Origin of the sequence: Hyphomonas atlantica corrig. (assembly GCF_017795365.1) — a bacterium.
Taxonomy (GTDB): Bacteria; Pseudomonadota; Alphaproteobacteria; order Caulobacterales; family Hyphomonadaceae; genus Hyphomonas; species Hyphomonas atlantica.
In genome coordinates this window covers 431229-447289 of the sequence record NZ_CP051254.1, presented here as the reverse complement: position 1 = coordinate 447289, position 16061 = coordinate 431229, and the positions used below count along the sequence as shown (strand labels likewise).

The following is a 16061-nucleotide window of genomic DNA, read 5'->3' as shown; positions in this document are numbered from 1 at the left end:
TATCAATTGAGCAGGAATGGCGACACGGAATTTTGGCGGGCTTTATGTACGGCGATGCCCGTGATTGGGGCCCAGTGACCGGGGCCCTTATGGCACCAGCTCATAATCCTCCAGCTTCACCTCCGCGACGGCGTCGGCGTAGGCGCGGGTGTGGCCGCTCCAGTTCTGGGTGATCTTGCCGGTGCCGGTCTTGTACCAGCTGTTGCAGGCCGGGTCGGCCCAGACCGTCTTGCCGAGCTTTTCCTGAAGGTCAGCATTGTAGGCGGCCTGTGCGGCTTCGGTCGGCACAAGCGCGGCGGCGCCTTTTTCGTCGAGCGCCTGCAGCGCCTTGAGCGTGTATTCCACCTGACGCTCCAGCATGAAGGTGATGGAGTTGTGGCCGAGATTGGTGTTTGGGCCGTAGAGGACAAAGAAGTTCGGGAAGCCCGTCACGGTGATGCCGAGATAGGCTTCGGGGCCGTCTTCCCAAGCGTCGGTGATCGACTGGCCATCGCGGCCGATGACATCGACCGACCAGCGCCAGCCTGTGGTCTCGAATCCGGTGGCGAACGCCAGCACGTCGTATTCGTGGGTCTTTCCGTCCACGGTTTTGATGCCGTCCGGCACGATCTCTGCGATGTGATCCGTGATCAGGTCGACATTCGACTGCATCAGTGTGGTGAAGTAGTCGTCCGAGATCAGGATGCGGCGGCAGCCGACGGGATAATCCGGCGTCAGTTTCTTGCGCATCTCTTCATCCGGCACTTGCTCGTGCAAATGATCCGTGGCGAGGCGCGTAAAGTGCGCCCGGCCTTCCGGTGTCCATTCAAAGGCCTGCCAGAAGACATAGTCCGCATTCTCATAGATCAGCTTGCGGTTCATTTCTGCGAATTCGATCGCCTTGTCCGGTATGGTGAACATCAGCGCCATTTCCTCTGGCGAGATGAAGCGGTCATTGCGTGGGATGACCCAGTTGGGCGAGCGCTGGAAGACCCCGACATTGGCGCAGGTTTTCGCGACTTCGGGGATGATCTGCACGGCGCTGGCGGCTGAGCCGATAATGCCGATCCGCTTGTCATCAAGTTCAACCGAATGATCCCATTCGGCAGAATGCATGATGGCGCCCTTGAAATTGTCCTTGCCGGGAATATCCGGCCAGAAGGGGCGGTTCAACTGGCCCAGCGCGCCGATCACCGCGTCAGCGGTCAGCGTTTCACCCTTGGAGGTGGTGATGGTCCACATCTTCGTCGCTTCATCCCAGACAGCCTTTTCTGCGGCCTCGTTCAGGCGGAGGTTCGGGCGCAGCTGGTAGCGGTCCGTGATCTCTTCGGCATAGGCCTGGATTTCAGGCTGTTGCGGATACACGCGGGTCCAGTTCATCGACTGGGCGAATGACAGCTGGTAGGCCGCCACGGGCACATCGCAGGCGCAGCCCGGATAGGTGTTTTGCGCCCAGGTGCCGCCGACACGGCCCGCCTGTTCCAGTATTGTGAAGTCGTAGCCGGCTTCCTGCAGCTTGATGGCGGCGGTCAGCCCGCCAAGGCCAGCGCCGATAATGACAATGTGCTTGTCCGGCATGCGTGTTTCCTCCCATTATTTTTATGGGAGGAAGAGTGTCACGACGCCTGCGTTTCACAAGGGGTTCCGCAGCGGGAGGGCTTAATTCCCGAATGCGTAGGTGGCGCGCAGCCCGATATTGTCGATGCCCTGATTGCGGCCATTGCCGAGGATCTGACCGTGGCTGAGGTGCTCGTAGAGCAGCTCCGCCCCCCAGGTCTCGTTGATCTCGTAATGAAGGCCGAATGTCGTGCGGAACAAGTCTCGCGAGCCGAAGAGGACGTGTTCTTCGGTGAACGCGTCGCCGCGCGGGTCGCCTTGAGGGAAGGGGCTGGCCAGTTCGCCATCATGGATGACATAGCCGACGCTCGGCTCGAAGGCCCATTTGTCGGCAAAATCGAACGACCAGTGCAGGCCGAACCCGCCGAAGCTCGTGTCACCCTGCGTGTTCAGGCTGCCCATCACATAGGGCTTCGGGCTCCAGATCAGGTCGAGAAAGTCAGGAGAGGCGAAGAGGAGCTCGGCGCTGATGTTCTGGCCGGGCTCCTTGTTCGCATTGTCGCAATCGAGGATGCAGATATTCTCCTGCATGACGCCGAAACGCGCTTCACTGAGAATGTCGGCGCTAGCGGCACCTGAAGCAAGAATGGACGAGCAAAGCAGGAGCGAGACGGCGCGTTTCATATGTTAATCCTATGTAATTTTCCCCAATGAAGGGAGCGAACGCCGCGCCGTCAACTCCGTTCCGTCAGGCTGCGCCGCGAACCCAGCGCAGGGTGGCATTTGCGACACGCTCGCCAAACAGCTCGGCTGTCTTCAGGTCTGAGGCGTCGGGGCCTTCCTCAGCGGACAGGTCAGTCATCGCCTGGGTAGCAAGGCCATTATAGAAGCCGGCACGGTTCAGGGCGCCGGCGAAGTCGTGTCCGGAGGCGTTGAATCCTGATTTCAAACCGAAATTCACCCAGACCATGCCATGCTGGGCGGCGATGGTGGAGAATTGGTTCAGCGTGCTGGATTTGTCACCTGCGAGCGAACCGGAATTGGTGAAACCAGCAGCAATCTTGTCTTTCCAGGCGTCGGTGAACCATGCCTTGGAAGTGGCATCGAGGAATTGTTTCATCTGGGCAGAGGCCGAGCCCATATAGGTCGGCGCACCGAAAATGATGCCATCTGCGGCGTTCAGCTCATTCCAGGGGCCTGATTCGGGGGAGGCGAGATCTTCGGCTTTGTAGAGCGTGACCTCCGCACCGGTGCTGGCAGCGCCTTTCCGGACGTGTTCGGCGACCTTGGCTGTATGGCCGTAGCCTGAATGACAAACGATGGCGATCTTGGCCATTTGAGAACTCCTTTGCGTGTTGAAAGGAGCAGATAGGGCGGGCCGATCCGCCGATCAGCCCGCCCTTGAAGCATAGTATCTATGCGCTGCGCGTATGAAACGCGCCGCTCTGGCTTAGAATGTCAGCGCTTTCGCATAACGAACTTGCGGCAGCGCATCGAGCTTCTCGATCATGTCGGTTGGCGGAACAGCGTCTACTCCGACGAGCGCGATCGCTTCTTCTCCAGCAGCTGTGCGGCCGAGATGGAAAGTGGCGATGTTGATGTTGGCTTCGCCCAGCATCTGGCCCAGCGCACCGATGAAGCCCGGCGTGTCCAGATTGTTGATGTAGAGCATGACCGGCGAGAAGTCGCCTTCCAGCGCCATGCCCTTCACTTCGACGATGCGCGGCTGTCCGGCGATGATCGTGCCGGCCAGTGTCCGCCAGCCGCCTTCGGGGGCGTTCTTGGTCGCTTTGGTTTTCACCTTGATGCGGATCAGGCTGTCATAGACCGGGCTGTCCTCAGTCTTCGTTTCGGTCAGCTTGACGCCGCTATCGGCCAGTATGGCCGGGGCGGAGACCATGTTCACATCGCCGCGGGAGGCACGCAGCAGACCTGCGAGCAGGGCGGCCGTCAGCGGCTTGCGGTTCAGGTCAGCCACTTCGCCTTCATACTCGATGACGACTTCGTCATAGCCGAAGTCAGAGATCTGACCGGCGAAGCTGCCAATTTTTTCGGCCAGCGTTGCGAACGGCTTGATGCGCGGGGCTTCCTCAGCGGTGATGGACGGCATGTTCAGCGCATTCGTGACCGCGCCGGAAAGCAGATAGTCGGCCATTTGCTCCGCCACCTGAAGGGCGACGTTTTCCTGTGCTTCAGTCGTCGCCGCGCCAAGGTGCGGCGTAGCGATGAAGTTTGGCGTGCCAAACAGGGCGTGCTCTTTCGCCGGTTCCTCGGCGAATACGTCGAAGGCTGCAGCAGAGATATGGCCGCTTTCCAGCAAATCTTTCACCGCGAGCTCGTCGACCAGGCCGCCCCGAGCACAATTGACGAGGATGACGCCCATCTTGGTTTTCTCAAGCGCCTCTCGGGACAGGACATTGCGGGTTTGATCTGTAAGCGGAACGTGCAGCGTGATGACATCTGCGCGGGCGAGCAATTCTTCAAGCTCGACCTTTTCAACGCCCAGTTCAACGGCGCGCTCTTCCGTCAGGAACGGGTCATATGCGGCCACTTTCATCTTCAGGCCAATGGCGCGCTCGGCAACGCGGCTGCCGATATTGCCGCAACCGATCAGACCAAGTGTCTTGTAGGAAACTTCCGTTCCCATGAAGTCTTTCTTCGGCCATTCGCCAGCTTGTGTGCGAGCATTGGCGGCCGGGATCTGGCGGGCTGCAGCAAACATCATGGCGATGGCGTGTTCTGCCGTCGTGATGGCGTTGCCGAATGGCGTGTTCATGACCACCACGCCTTTGGCGGTGGCGGCTTTGATGTCGATATTGTCGACACCAATTCCGGCGCGGCCAATGACTTTCAGATTGTCAGCGGCGGCAATGACGTCTGCATCCGGTTTACAGGCAGAACGAACGGCAAGGCCGTCATATTGTGGAATGATCTCGATCAGCTCTTCTTTTGAAAGGCCAACCTTGATGTCGGTTTCGATTCCGCGCGCCTTGAAAATATCGACGGCGGCGGGGCTGAGTTTGTCAGCGATCAGGACTTTGGTCATGTGTCTGTCTCTTCATGAGCATTGAGGGCTGCGTCCCCCATCCTCAGCAGGGCCGAGGATGAGAGAGGGCAGGAAAAGCAAGTCTGGACGTGGCCTTACAGTGCCGCGACTTCTTGAGCGAAGGCCCAGTCGAGCCACGGTGTCAGCTTGGCGACGTCGGATGGCTCAACAGAGCCGCCACACCAGATGCGCAGTCCCGGAGGGGCCTTGGCGTAACCGGCAGCGTCATAGCATGCGTTCTCAGCTTCGAGCCGTTTCATCATCGCCTTGACGAAGGCACGCTGGCCCGCTTCGTCCAGACCGGCAACGCGCGAATCCGTGATTGTCAGTGTAACGCCTGTGTTCGAACGAAGATCCGCATCCGGACAGAGGAAATCGATCCAGTCGGTTTTCGCGACCCAGTCCGTCAGATGGGCAAGGCTCTCATCGGAGCGAGCCTTCATGCCCGTCCAGCCACCAAGGCTCTCGCACCAGTCGAGCGCCTGAAGATAGTCTTCCACGCATAGCATGGAGGGCGTGTTGATTGTTGCGCCCTGGAACAGGTCTTCGTTCAACTTTCCGCCCTTGGTCATGCGGAAGATTTTCGGCAGCGGGCGGTCTGGCGTGTAGGTTTCCAGACGGCGGACGGCGTTCGGTGACAGGATCAACATCCCGTGAGCTGCTTCACCGCCCAGGCATTTCTGCCAGGAATAGGTGATGACATCGAGCTTTTCCCATTCGATGTCCTGTGCAAAGGCAGCAGAGGTCGCGTCGCATATCACGACACGGTCCGGGTTTGGCTTGATCCAGTCGGCATTGCGCACGCGCACGCCGGACGTGGTGCCGTTCCATGTGAAGATGATGTCGGCATCGTCGCGTGCCTTTTCGAAAGGCGGCAACTCGCCGTAATCGCCGATATAGGTGTTGCAGTCAGCAAGCTTCAATTGCTTGGTCGCGTCGGTAACCCAGTCCTGGCCAAAGCTTTCCCAGGCGAACACGTCCACAGGCTTTGCGCCCAGCATGGACCACATGCACATCTCGACCGCGCCCGTATCGGACGCCGGCACGATGGCCACGCGATAATCATCCGGAATGCCCAGAATGCTTTTCGTGCGATCGATCGCGGCTTTCAGCTTCTTCTTCGCATCGGCAGAGCGGTGCGAACGGCCCAAGGCGGCGGTTTCAAGATTTTGAAGGGAAAATCCGGGGCGCTTTGCGGTCGGTCCGGAAGAAAAATGCGGGCATGCTGGCAGCACGCCGGGTTTGGCGACATCGGTCATCTGTTTTACTCCTATCCTCACAGATAGGCTGAGCGCCGTTGGGGGCGCCTGGCCCGCCGCGTCTGTCTCACATTTCCTTGGCGGGCGCAAATGACAATATTGCGTCGTGTGCAGGTCGGTGGTTCAGTAGAGCGCATGACCCTGACCATTCAGCCATTGTCGGGCACTCTCGGCGCCGAAATCTTCGGGGCAGACCTTCTCAGCGGCCTGTCGAATGCCGAGTTCGATGAGATCCATCAGGCGTTTCTCGATCACAAGGTGATCGTTTTGCGCGGCCAGAACGGGCTGACGCCGGACCAGCAGAAGGATTTCGCGCGGCGGTTCGGCACGCTGAATATACACCCGTATGTGAAGGGCATGGACGGCCATCCGGAGCTGCTGGAAATCATCAAGGAACCGGACGAGAAAACCAATTTCGGCGGCGGCTGGCATTCCGACATGAGCTTTCTGGAGGAGCCTGCCCTTGGCTCTGTGCTGCACGCCATCGAAGTGCCGCCCTATGGTGGGGACACGCTGTTTGCTGACCAACAGGCCGCCTACGACCGCCTGTCTGACGGGTTGAAGAAGACGCTGGAGGGCATGACGGCCATCCATACGGCCAGCAAGGAATACGGCGCCGATGGCTATTCGGCGGCGGTGCGCCAGTCGATGGACGCGAAATCAGCGCCCGATGCGCCGGAATTCGAACATCCTGTGATCCGCACCCATCCGCAAACTGGCCGCAAGGGGCTGTTCGTCAATCCGGCCTTCACGCTGCGTTTTGCTGGCTGGAGCCGGAAAGAGAGCCGCCCTTTGCTGACCTATCTGTTCGACCTGTCGCGCGAGGAGCGCAATACATGCCGCGTGCGCTGGCAGGCGGGCGATGTGACCATGTGGGACAATCGCTGTGTCTGGCACTACGCGCTGAATGATTATCACGGCCATCGTCGGCATATGCGCCGCGCCACGGTCAATGGCGATCGGCCCCGCTAGGCGAGGTTGCGGAGCACGCCCCAGGCGATCAGCGCCTGACCCCCATAATAGAGAAACCAGAGCGCGATGGAGGGCAGGGCGCGTTTCGGTGCATCTGCTGGTCTGACAAACAATTGAAACGACAGGATCACATCTGACGCGATGAACATGAGCGCGCCCAGAAGCACGGGAAGATAGGTGGGGTCTAGCCGGAGTGCCGCTGCGCCCATCATCAGGATGATCGCGCCGTATCCGATCACCGGAAAGCGCATGTCTTTCGTTACCCACGGCGCGAGCCAGCGGATAAAGACGACGCCGCAGGCGATGAGGCCAATCTGTGCGGCGAGGATCAAGAGCGTCCGATCTGCCTGTGGCAGGGCCCAGAACAGCACAATATAGGCGACATGCGCCGCGAAGAATGCAGCCATGCCGGGCAGCAGGAATTTGTCGTTCTCATCAGCCTCAAGGAAGAAATCGCCAAGAGAGCTCAAAGCCAGCCCAGCCACCAGCAGGACCGGGCCGCCAAGCAAATATGCCCACAGCGCGAGCAGGGCGGTAGAGCCGGTTTTCACAATCAGTTTGAGCAGGCTGTGCGGACGCCAGCAGAACGCGACGCCGTACAGGACGCCGAGAGCGATCGATGCGAGCAGGACGCCGGTTGAGAGTGTCACTGGATCAGTCTTCGCGACTGACTGGTTCGGGCATGCGCAGCAGGCGGCGCGCCATTCCGCGATGCACGTCCTTCACATGCATGCCCACAATGCCGAGCGCTGTGGCGAGCACGGTTGCGTCGTCCGTAAAGCCAAGCCCGGCCAGGAAATCCGGCATCAGATCGATTGGCATCACGAAATAGGCCGCCGCCGCAAACAGAACGCCTTTTGCCTTGAGTGGCGTGTCCGGATCGCGCGCTGCGAAATAGGCTGCCGCTAGGTCATCCGCAAACGGTATCTTTCCGGCGACTTTCAGCAATTTCGGTACGAGGCCTTTCGCGCCGCGCTCCATACGCTCCACCGATTGCGGCGTGAACCTGCCATCGGCGTCCTGCACCATGTTTATTATTTCCGCTGCGTCAGACATTGCGAACTCCTGTCAGCACTATAGACCAGTAGTGTATCAACAAAAACAAGGGAGGGCAGCAGCCCATGGAACTGAACTCTAACATCTCTGCAGTCATCACCGGCGGTGCGTCTGGTCTCGGCGCAGCGACAGCCCGCAAACTGGCCGCACAAGGCGTCAAAGTTGCCCTGTTCGACCTGAACGAAGAAAAAGGTGAAGCTCTCGCCAGCGAGCTTGGCGGCGTTTTCTGCAAAGTGAACGTCACCGATGAGGCGTCTGTTGATGCCGGCTTTGAAAAGGCTCGCGCGGCAAACGGCCAGGAGCGTATCCTTGTGAACTGCGCGGGCACCGGCAACGCGATCAAGACCGCCAGCCGCAACAAGGAAACCGGCGAGATCAAGCATTTCCCGCTCGATAAGTTTGACCTGATTATCCAGATCAATCTGGTAGGTACCTTCCGTTGCATCGCCAAATCTGCCGCTGGCATGATGACACTGGACCCGATCGAAGGTGAGCGCGGCGCGATTGTGAACACCGCATCTGTCGCGGCTGAAGACGGACAGATGGGTCAGGCTGCTTACTCTGCCTCCAAGGGCGGCGTGGTTGGCATGACTCTGCCGATTGCACGTGACCTGTCGCGTGAACTGATCCGTGTGAACACGATCCTGCCGGGCATCTTCGACACGCCGCTGATGCAGGGCGCACCGGACAATGTGAAACAGGCGCTGGCCGCTTCCGTGCCGAACCCGGCCCGTCTTGGTAATCCGGACGAGTATGCCTCGCTCGCCTGCGAAATGATCAAGAACGGCTACTTCAACGGTGAAGACGTCCGCCTCGACGGCGCGATCCGCATGTCGCCGCGCTGATCGGCCAAAGCCTTTCAGGAACGCTTCAAGGCCCGCTCCCGAAAAGGGGCGGGCCTTTTTAATGGAAGCGGGCCGCGAGGAAGACAGGGAGCCCGGCTCCCGGTCGTCCCCGTTACTGTCCCTTGCGTTGTTTCACGCCTTCCTCATCAGCAATCGCACGATCTTCTTCATCGAAGATGATTTCCGCTTCTTCTCCCTTGCCATAGGCCCGCGACTTCTTCGCGAGCGCAGACATGGACTCTCTCATTGAGCCCTGTCCGACGGCCATGGTCTTGGATGCAGATACGCCGACGGCCTCTGCATCATCGAACCGGGCGAATTCTGCGCCCAGGAAAACGACTTCCCAACCCTTGGCCTCGGCGCGATCGAGCGCAGCTTTTGCGCCATCCTTGGTCAGTTCACGGGAAGAATTCTCAAGGCCATCGGTCATGATGACGATCACGGCCTTTTCAGGATTGTCTGCCTCGGCTCGGGAGACGATGCGTCCGATGGCATCGAACAGGGGGGTCATGCCGCGTGGATTGGCTTCGTCGTTTGTGACGTTAGTCCAGTTTTCTGCCGTCACCTTGTCGCGCAGCACGTCAAACTGCATGCCATCCTGATAGTCGAATATGGCGAGCGTGACATCTGTCTTGATGTCATCGCCTTCGATCTCTCCCTCGTCGGCTTCGCCAACGCTGGCGGCGTAGGCGTTTACAGAAGTGAGCGCTTCATCCCAGATGCTGCTCATGGAGCCGGTTCGGTCCAGCAGGATGTAGGAATGCACCGCCCTCGGATCATCTTCGGGTTCCGGTGCGGGTATCTTGGCGGAAGCCTGTCCCATCAAGGAGATGGCGGCTGCGCCAGCGGCGAGCGTGGTGATGAGCTTTTTCATGCGTGCGTCCCTTCCCAGTAATCAACGATCTGGCCACCCGGCCTGATGTAGATCAATGTCTGGGCGAAATCAGGCACACATGTGGCATTAACGCGTTGTTAGGAAGGTAATCGGGTGCGAATGATGGTCCGCACCCGGTTAATATGACTGACTGTTCATTTTCAGCAGCCAGCGTCTCCCGATGTTGATAGGATTGATCAGGCGAATTGTGGCGCGATCTTCAGATTTCGCACCCAGCCGATCTTTTCCATAGCGAGCAGGATGGTGCCGTTATAATCGACAATCCGGTTCCACAGGCCGCGGCGCGGGCGGTGCAGCGCACTGACCGGCTGGTCGTGGTGATGATCGTGGAAGGCTTCCCCGCCGGTGAGCAACCCGATGACGTGATCAGCCCAGAGCGGAGTCTTCAGGTGGCCGAGCACATTGATGCCATAAACGGTGGCGTGGAACTGAATGGCGCGACCGATCACGACCGAGGCATGGATCAGCGCGGTCAGCAGGAGCGAGCCACCGGCGGCCCATACGACGAGATAGATCGCCGCCGGGATGACGAGGTGCACCACCAGGCTGATCTCATTATAGAAGCGGTCCATCCAGACGACGGCTGGCTGGTTCTTCAACCACATGGCCAGCGGGCGCTGTGTGTCCTTCTTGTCGCGCCACAGGATCCAGCCAACCCACGCCCAGCGCTTGGACTCGAAGGGGTTGTGCGGGTCGCCCGGCTTGTCGGAGAAGCGGTGATGCTGCGAGTGATAATTCACCCAATCCTTCACATTGCCCTGCATGGCGATCACGAGATTGATCATGGTGACAATCTGGCCCGGCATGGCCAGTTCGCCGGCCCGGTGCTGCAGGATGCGGTGAAGCGGCCCGATGCCAGCATTACAGACAAAGATCGACGCGCCGATTACGGCAACGGCCAATGGAATGTACCACCAATGGAAGGTCAGCTGCGTCAGGGCGAGGCCCAGCACGATCATGGTGATGAACAGGGCCAAGCCAAGCGCGGGATAACCGAAGGCCGAGAAAAAGCTCGCATAATTGAAATTTTTCCATGTCTTTGGAATGGCGAGCGAGCGGGGCAGCGTCATTGAGTTCCTCCAGTGAACCCGCCTGAGGCGGGCCGTGTTTTATAGAAGTGTCCGGCAATGCGGATTGCCAAAGACTTAAGGTCACGGGGCCACCCTCGTAAAGGTGTAACAACATCGCTGGCGCAAACGTTATCGATACGTGTGGTGTGGGGGTGACGAACCGGCCTCGGATTGGCTAGAACACGTGGGGAACATGTGCCGGGAACCTGTAGGAGGCGCTGCATGGCGGACGATCGTCGCCAATTTGACTTGCAACGGCTCCGGGAACTCGGGCTCGATCTTGATTCCAGTCAGGATGAGGCAGAGGTAAAAAGCACATGCCGCCTGACGCAGGATTGCATCGAGGCAGGAGACAACAGCCTGACCCTCAACCAGGTCAGTGAGCAATTCAGTTGCAGCAATTGTGGCGCGTCGGGTTCGTTCCGGGAATTGGTTCGCGCGCTTGAGACGGGAGAGCCCGCTTCTTCGCCCGTGGTTCGGGACATTGTTGATACAGATTATTCTGTCGCCCCTATCCGCGCCACCCGCGCAGTCGTGAAGACCGAGCCCAGAGTGGTGCATTTGGGGGAGGGGCAGCGTGTCCGATCACAGGGCGAGATACGACGAGAGGCCAAAGCGGCGCGCAAGGCAGCGCGGCAGGGGCGCCACACCGGCGAGAAGATCATCATCACTTTACTGGCGCTTGTGTTTCTTGGCGCTGGTCTGGCTGCGGCTGGGCTGTCGGGCTTTGCGAACTATCAGGCCTTTTCCAGCTCGGTCGCCGACCCATTGCAGTCTGGCGTCTGGGGCTGGACCGGTGTGATTGCCGCGGTCATCTCCTTTGGCGGATTTACCTTCTTCTATTGGCACTCTGCCAATGGCCGGATGAAGGAAGGCATTCGTGCCCTTCTGTTCGCCCTGGCGGGGGGCGGCACGTCCATCGTCGGCACGCAAATGTATATTGCTGCCAATAATCGCGCAGCCGAAGCCGAATTGGTACAGGCTGGATCAAATCGGGACGTGCTGGAAATGCAGATCACCGATTGGCGGCGACAATTGGAGGGGATTCCCCCTGAGACGCGCTCGGTTGAGGGGCTGGAGGCATATCTGGCGGAAGTTGAACGCGTGGGGCGTACGCATCAGAAACCCTATCGTGATGCGCAGAACGAACTTGGCCTTGCCCGTCGCCGCGATGACCTGCAGGCGCGGATTGATGCAGCCAATGCAGAATTGCTTGGCACAGGCAGCGGCGACATCCTTGTTGAGGCCCAAACGCGCACCTCCATTCCGGGCTGGTTCTTCGCATTGATGCTGGAGCTTTTTTCCAGTCAGGGCACGTCAATCGGGCTGGTTGCCCTGCTGATACTGTACGGGCGCAACCACGTTAACGCGGCAGCTGATAGCGTTAACTCATAATCGCAACAAAAATTCGAACGATTTTGGATCTGATGCATAGAGTCGGTGAAGCAACGCTCTGGTGCTTCTCCATCTGAACTAAGTCGGCACAGAATGTGCCGGCTTTTTTCGTGCTTCCTACAATATTTACTACAATTCTGGCCCGCGTCTTGCGGATGCTCTCCTGTCCAGCTGAATGACTGACAAGCGGCGGAGTATTCCGGAGGGATACTGTCACCGCGCGACCAGCCATCGACGCTGAAAGAGTCTGGTTACCTTATGCTCCATAATGCGGGCAGAGAGTTGTTGTATGAATCTGTTCTTCCGGTTCCTCCGCATATTCCTACCGGCGTTCTTCACGAAGAAGCGCACTGGGCTGATGGATGTGCACACGATCCGGTCTTCGGTCTGGATCGGGGACCAGGATCCGCTCGGTCACATGACCAATTCGCGCTATTCGTCTTTCACTGATCTTGGCACAATGAACTATATGGGCCGGACCGGTGCGCTGATGACGTATCGAAAGCGAGGCTGGAGCCCGATCGTCCAGCATGAATCCATCACATTCTATCGAATGATGAAGTTTCCGCAGAAATTCGAACTGACAACGCAACTCGTCGGGTGGGAGGATTGCTATATCTGCTTCCGTCACCGGTTTCACAGCAAGGGAAAGCTGATTGCGGAAAGTCGCATGGTGGCGCGCCTTGTCGGTCGGCGGCGACAAAAAGTGACAACGGATATGGCGCTGGAGGCGATGGGGCTGGACCTGACGAGCCCGCCGCTCAGCCAGCGTTATCTTGATGCGATTGCAGATTTGCAGGCCAAAGACCGCGAGCGGGACGCAGAACAAGCTTCCAAGCAGGACTAACGGTCAAATTCGAACGCATGTGGCAGAAGGTCTGCCATCTTCCATTCCTTGAGTATGGCTCCGTCGGCCGATACCGCGGATACGACACAATCAGATGTGCACAATTCAGCGATACGCTGACGACAGCCGCCGCATGGTGACAGATCACCATCTCCGCCAACGATCAGCACATGCGAACAGGTCTTTCCACCAGCTGCGATCATCGCACCCAGCGCCACCGCCTCGGCGCAGGTGCCGAGCGGATAGGCAGCATTCTCCATGTTGCATCCCGCAAAAATCCGTCCCTGATCATCCAGTACGGCTGCACCGACCTTGAACCGGGAATAAGGCGCATGCGCGTTCTCGCGTGCCGCAATAGCCGCCGATTTCATTCTGTCTTTCAGGGGGATTTGAGCGTCAGTCACGGAACAATCCTCTGGCCAAGGGCAGGCTTCATGCTTAGGCATTGTCGTCTGTTTTGTCACTCGATAGCCTGTGTTGCGGAGCCTGATGTCCACTCTTCCCCTGATAATTGACTGCGATCCCGGCGTGGATGATGCCGTCATGTTGATGATGGCGCTGGCCAGCCCTGCGCTGGATGTGCGGGCCATCACAACGGTCGCTGGTAATGTTCCGCTGCATCTGACCAGCCGGAATGCACGGATGATGTGCGATCTGATGGGACGCGAGGACGTACCTGTCTTTGCCGGATGCCCGAGGCCCATACTGCGACTGCCTGTAACGGCTGAGGATTTTCACGGCGAGAGCGGCATAGCGGGTCTCGACCCATTCGAACCGGAAACCCCTCTTGGTTCGTCTCATGCCGTCAACGCCCTGATCAGCACTCTTCGGGCGGCCGGGCCGAATGAAATTTCGATCATCATCACCGGGCCGATGACCAATGTGGCGACAGCGCTGGTCATGGCGCCTGACATCGCGCACCATATCCGGCAATTGGTGATCATGGGCGGTGCAGACAGTGAGGGCGGCAACATCACGCCCTTTGCGGAGTTCAACGTCTTTGCCGATCCGCATGCGGCGGAAATCGTACTGAGCAGCGGTGTGCCCGCGATACTGCTTCCTCTGGATGCTACCCATCAGGTGCGCGCGCATGATCAGTATGTAGATCGCCTGCGGGACATACCAGGCGAACGACCAAAGATCATGGTGCGTCTTCTGGAAGCGGCGAACGTTCTGGAAGAGAAGTGGAAGGGTAAGCGCACGCCGATGCATGATCCGTCTACAATTGGCTTTATGCTGGCCCCCGAACTTTTCAGTGGCTATCGCGCCAAGGTTTCGGTCGAGACCGAAGTGGGGGAGCAGTTTGGTCAGACACGGCCTCGGAAGATGGAGTCGGGGCCGCACACCTGGATCAGCCACGCGGATGCGGATGGCTTCTTTGACCTTCTCGTCAGTTTGATGGAGCGTGTATGATAACCGTCGTCGGATCGATCAATCTTGACATCGTTGCGACCGGCTCCGCGCTGCCTCGACCGGGAGAAACGGTGACCGGCGCAAAGCTCGCCCGCCATCCCGGCGGGAAAGGCGCAAACCAGGCTTTGGCCGCGCGCCGCCTCGGCGCGAATGTGCAGCTTGTCGGCGCAGTCGGCGCAGATGATATGGCCGATGAAGCTTTGAAACTCCTGCAGTCAGGCGGAGTAGACCTGTCCAACGTTCAGCACGTGAATGGTGAGACGACAGGTGTGGCTTTGATTGCGGTGTCTCGCGATGGCGAAAACCAGATTGTTGTTTGCCCCGGTGCAAATGATGTGCTTCGTCCGGACGATGTCGCGCAAATACCCATCGAACATATGATGGGTGTGCTGGAGGTTCGCGCGGAAACTCTGCTCGCAGCAGCTCGAAGGGCGACAGGCTTTGTTAGCCTGAACCTTGCGCCTGCCATGCACGTGCCGGACGCTTTACTCGCGGAGGCTGACCTGATCAGCGTGAACGAAACCGAAGCTGCGTTCTACGGCGATGCCTTGCACAAGCTTGATGCCTATATCGCGATCTCACTTGGCGGAGATGGCGCGGCTCTCTGGCGCGGTGGACAGGAAATCGCGCGAGTTGCTGCGCCAAAAGTGACGGTCGTCGATACGGTCGGGGCAGGCGACACGTTTACCGCTGCGTTGACGGTTGCAATGATTGAAGGAAAATCTCCTGAAGCCGCGCTTGCTTTTGCGGTGGCGGCTGGCGCGGTGGCATGTACCCGCCCCGGAGCCCAGCCAAGCCTACCAAAGCGCGCAGAGCTTCAGCCCTATCTCTGAAGAGATAGAAGGCATGGCGCGTCACGTGGTTGACGTATCTCGGCGCTAGGGCTTTCTGGTGTCCTGTTTCCGATCTGGAGGTATTCCCATGTTTCGCACAATCGCGCTCGCTTGTTCTCTCGCCGCATTGGCTCTGCCGGCGTCGGCGTGGGGAAAAACCGGTCATCGGATTGTGGGTGAAGTTGCCACGGAATACCTTAGCGAGCCGGCCGCGCAGGCTGTTGAGGATATTCTGGGACCGGAGGGGCTCGCCGAGGCTTCTGACTGGGCGGATTACATGCGCTCCCATCCAGACGCTTTCTGGCGATCTGAAGCTAATCCCTGGCACTATGTGACGATACCCGAGGGGATGCGCTATACAGAGACGACCCCGCCAGAGGCTGGGGATGCGATTACGGCGCTCACCAAATTCCGGGCGATCGCGATGGATGAGGGTGCAAGTCTGGAAGACCGTCAACTTGCGCTGCGCTTCATTGTGCACCTTGTCGGTGATTTGCAGCAGCCTCTTCATGCTGGAAATGGCAAGGACCGGGGCGGCAACTGGGTCGACGTCGTCTTCTTTGAAGAGATGTCCAATCTCCATGAAGTCTGGGATGAGAAGCTGATCCAGTATGAAGAATTGTCTTATTCGGAATGGGCGAATTGGCTGATCCAGAAGATCACACCGGCAGATCTCGGTGAATGGGGGAAAGCGACCCCTGCGCAATGGGCCGATGAAAGCGCTGCTATTCGCGACACGATTTATCCGGAGTCGGAAATCCTGTCTTATGACTACGCTTATATGGCGCGGCCGATCCTCAACGAGCAGATGAGCAAAGGCGGAGTGCGCTTGGCGGCCTATCTGAATGGGATGTTCGATCCTGCGCCGACTGACGCATCAGGCACAAACTAGGG

At 58.9% G+C, this 16061-nt stretch carries 17 protein-coding genes; 7 read left to right on the top strand and 10 right to left on the bottom strand.

The window, feature by feature from the left end; genetic code table 11:
* Window positions 1-87 precede the first annotated feature (87 nt).
* The 5 genes from HF931_RS02200 to HF931_RS02180 form a co-directional block, all read right to left on the bottom strand.
* Window positions 88-1557: a flavin-containing monooxygenase gene (locus HF931_RS02200; RefSeq protein ID WP_273241693.1), complete on the bottom strand. Its 1470-nt coding sequence runs from the start codon at window positions 1555-1557 to the stop codon at window positions 88-90.
* Between the two features lie 81 nt (window positions 1558-1638).
* Window positions 1639-2220, bottom strand: a complete 582-nt coding sequence (locus HF931_RS02195; protein ID WP_273241692.1) for an acyloxyacyl hydrolase — start codon at window positions 2218-2220, stop codon at window positions 1639-1641.
* A gap of 64 nt (window positions 2221-2284) precedes the next feature.
* Window positions 2285-2872: a flavodoxin family protein gene (locus HF931_RS02190; protein ID WP_273241691.1), complete on the bottom strand. Its 588-nt coding sequence runs from the start codon at window positions 2870-2872 to the stop codon at window positions 2285-2287.
* 114 nt (window positions 2873-2986) lie between these two features.
* Window positions 2987-4582, bottom strand: a complete 1596-nt coding sequence (gene serA / locus HF931_RS02185) for a phosphoglycerate dehydrogenase (protein ID WP_273241690.1) — start codon at window positions 4580-4582, stop codon at window positions 2987-2989.
* A 95-nt stretch (window positions 4583-4677) separates the two neighbouring features.
* Window positions 4678-5841: a phosphoserine transaminase gene (locus tag HF931_RS02180; protein ID WP_273014019.1), complete on the bottom strand. Its 1164-nt coding sequence runs from the start codon at window positions 5839-5841 to the stop codon at window positions 4678-4680.
* A gap of 90 nt (window positions 5842-5931) precedes the next feature.
* Here HF931_RS02180 and HF931_RS02175 point away from each other — a divergent pair, with 90 nt between their 5' ends.
* Window positions 5932-6813, top strand: a complete 882-nt coding sequence (locus HF931_RS02175) for a TauD/TfdA dioxygenase family protein (RefSeq protein ID WP_273241689.1) — start codon at window positions 5932-5934, stop codon at window positions 6811-6813.
* On the opposite strand, the gene HF931_RS02170 is transcribed toward HF931_RS02175, so the two are convergent.
* Complete coding sequence (locus HF931_RS02170) at window positions 6810-7463, bottom strand: lysoplasmalogenase (protein WP_273241688.1); 654 nt, start codon at window positions 7461-7463, stop codon at window positions 6810-6812. The two genes, HF931_RS02175 and HF931_RS02170, sit on opposite strands and share 4 nt — an antisense overlap.
* Before the next feature lie 4 nt (window positions 7464-7467).
* The gene (locus tag HF931_RS02165; protein ID WP_273241686.1) at window positions 7468-7869 is read right to left on the bottom strand and encodes a YkvA family protein; all 402 of its coding nucleotides are present in this window, start codon (window positions 7867-7869) and stop codon (window positions 7468-7470) included.
* Between the two features lie 65 nt (window positions 7870-7934).
* Here HF931_RS02165 and HF931_RS02160 point away from each other — a divergent pair, with 65 nt between their 5' ends.
* Window positions 7935-8714, top strand: a complete 780-nt coding sequence (locus tag HF931_RS02160; protein WP_273241685.1) for an SDR family NAD(P)-dependent oxidoreductase — start codon at window positions 7935-7937, stop codon at window positions 8712-8714.
* A 112-nt stretch (window positions 8715-8826) separates the two neighbouring features.
* Here HF931_RS02160 and HF931_RS02155 read toward each other — a convergent pair whose 3' ends face one another.
* Window positions 8827-9588, bottom strand: a complete 762-nt coding sequence (locus tag HF931_RS02155; RefSeq protein WP_273241684.1) for a vWA domain-containing protein — start codon at window positions 9586-9588, stop codon at window positions 8827-8829.
* 197 nt (window positions 9589-9785) lie between these two features.
* Window positions 9786-10679 carry a stearoyl-CoA 9-desaturase gene (locus tag HF931_RS02150; RefSeq protein ID WP_035554272.1) on the bottom strand — a complete coding sequence of 298 codons (894 nt, stop codon included), beginning with the start codon at window positions 10677-10679 and terminating at the stop codon, window positions 9786-9788.
* A gap of 222 nt (window positions 10680-10901) precedes the next feature.
* Here HF931_RS02150 and HF931_RS02145 point away from each other — a divergent pair, with 222 nt between their 5' ends.
* Both HF931_RS02145 and HF931_RS02140 read left to right on the top strand, forming a co-directional pair.
* The gene (locus tag HF931_RS02145) at window positions 10902-12074 is read left to right on the top strand and encodes a hypothetical protein (RefSeq protein WP_273241683.1); all 1173 of its coding nucleotides are present in this window, start codon (window positions 10902-10904) and stop codon (window positions 12072-12074) included.
* 289 nt (window positions 12075-12363) lie between these two features.
* Window positions 12364-12921, top strand: coding sequence for an acyl-CoA thioesterase (locus tag HF931_RS02140; RefSeq protein WP_051602827.1), 558 nt, complete (start codon window positions 12364-12366; stop codon window positions 12919-12921).
* On the opposite strand, the gene cdd is transcribed toward HF931_RS02140, so the two are convergent.
* Window positions 12918-13325, bottom strand: a complete 408-nt coding sequence (gene cdd, locus HF931_RS02135; RefSeq protein ID WP_272983660.1) for a cytidine deaminase — start codon at window positions 13323-13325, stop codon at window positions 12918-12920. The genes HF931_RS02140 and cdd overlap by 4 nt on opposite strands.
* An 85-nt stretch (window positions 13326-13410) precedes the next feature.
* Between cdd and HF931_RS02130 the strand changes: the two genes are divergently transcribed.
* The 3 genes from HF931_RS02130 (at window position 13411) to HF931_RS02120 (ending at window position 16059) form a co-directional block, all read left to right on the top strand.
* Complete coding sequence (locus tag HF931_RS02130) at window positions 13411-14334, top strand: nucleoside hydrolase (protein ID WP_273241682.1); 924 nt, start codon at window positions 13411-13413, stop codon at window positions 14332-14334.
* Window positions 14331-15167, top strand: a complete 837-nt coding sequence (locus HF931_RS02125; protein ID WP_273014011.1) for a ribokinase — start codon at window positions 14331-14333, stop codon at window positions 15165-15167. The genes HF931_RS02130 and HF931_RS02125 overlap by 4 nt, the downstream gene beginning before the upstream one ends.
* A gap of 88 nt (window positions 15168-15255) precedes the next feature.
* The gene (locus HF931_RS02120) at window positions 15256-16059 is read left to right on the top strand and encodes a S1/P1 nuclease (RefSeq protein WP_273241681.1); all 804 of its coding nucleotides are present in this window, start codon (window positions 15256-15258) and stop codon (window positions 16057-16059) included.
* Window positions 16060-16061: the final 2 nt, after the last annotated feature.

Coding starts and splice junctions, on each gene's coding strand:
- HF931_RS02200 (WP_273241693.1), bottom strand. CDS start 1,557: ATGCCGGACAAGCACATTGTCATTATCGGCGCTGGCCTTGGCGGGCTG.
- HF931_RS02195 (WP_273241692.1), bottom strand. CDS start 2,220: ATGAAACGCGCCGTCTCGCTCCTGCTTTGCTCGTCCATTCTTGCTTCA.
- HF931_RS02190 (WP_273241691.1), bottom strand. CDS start 2,872: ATGGCCAAGATCGCCATCGTTTGTCATTCAGGCTACGGCCATACAGCC.
- serA (WP_273241690.1), bottom strand. CDS start 4,582: ATGACCAAAGTCCTGATCGCTGACAAACTCAGCCCCGCCGCCGTCGAT.
- HF931_RS02180 (WP_273014019.1), bottom strand. CDS start 5,841: ATGACCGATGTCGCCAAACCCGGCGTGCTGCCAGCATGCCCGCATTTT.
- HF931_RS02175 (WP_273241689.1), top strand. CDS start 5,932: ATGACAATATTGCGTCGTGTGCAGGTCGGTGGTTCAGTAGAGCGCATG.
- HF931_RS02165 (WP_273241686.1), bottom strand. CDS start 7,869: ATGTCTGACGCAGCGGAAATAATAAACATGGTGCAGGACGCCGATGGC.
- HF931_RS02160 (WP_273241685.1), top strand. CDS start 7,935: ATGGAACTGAACTCTAACATCTCTGCAGTCATCACCGGCGGTGCGTCT.
- HF931_RS02155 (WP_273241684.1), bottom strand. CDS start 9,588: ATGAAAAAGCTCATCACCACGCTCGCCGCTGGCGCAGCCGCCATCTCC.
- HF931_RS02150 (WP_035554272.1), bottom strand. CDS start 10,679: ATGACGCTGCCCCGCTCGCTCGCCATTCCAAAGACATGGAAAAATTTC.
- HF931_RS02145 (WP_273241683.1), top strand. CDS start 10,902: ATGGCGGACGATCGTCGCCAATTTGACTTGCAACGGCTCCGGGAACTC.
- HF931_RS02140 (WP_051602827.1), top strand. CDS start 12,364: ATGAATCTGTTCTTCCGGTTCCTCCGCATATTCCTACCGGCGTTCTTC.
- HF931_RS02130 (WP_273241682.1), top strand. CDS start 13,411: ATGTCCACTCTTCCCCTGATAATTGACTGCGATCCCGGCGTGGATGAT.
- HF931_RS02125 (WP_273014011.1), top strand. CDS start 14,331: ATGATAACCGTCGTCGGATCGATCAATCTTGACATCGTTGCGACCGGC.
- HF931_RS02120 (WP_273241681.1), top strand. CDS start 15,256: ATGTTTCGCACAATCGCGCTCGCTTGTTCTCTCGCCGCATTGGCTCTG.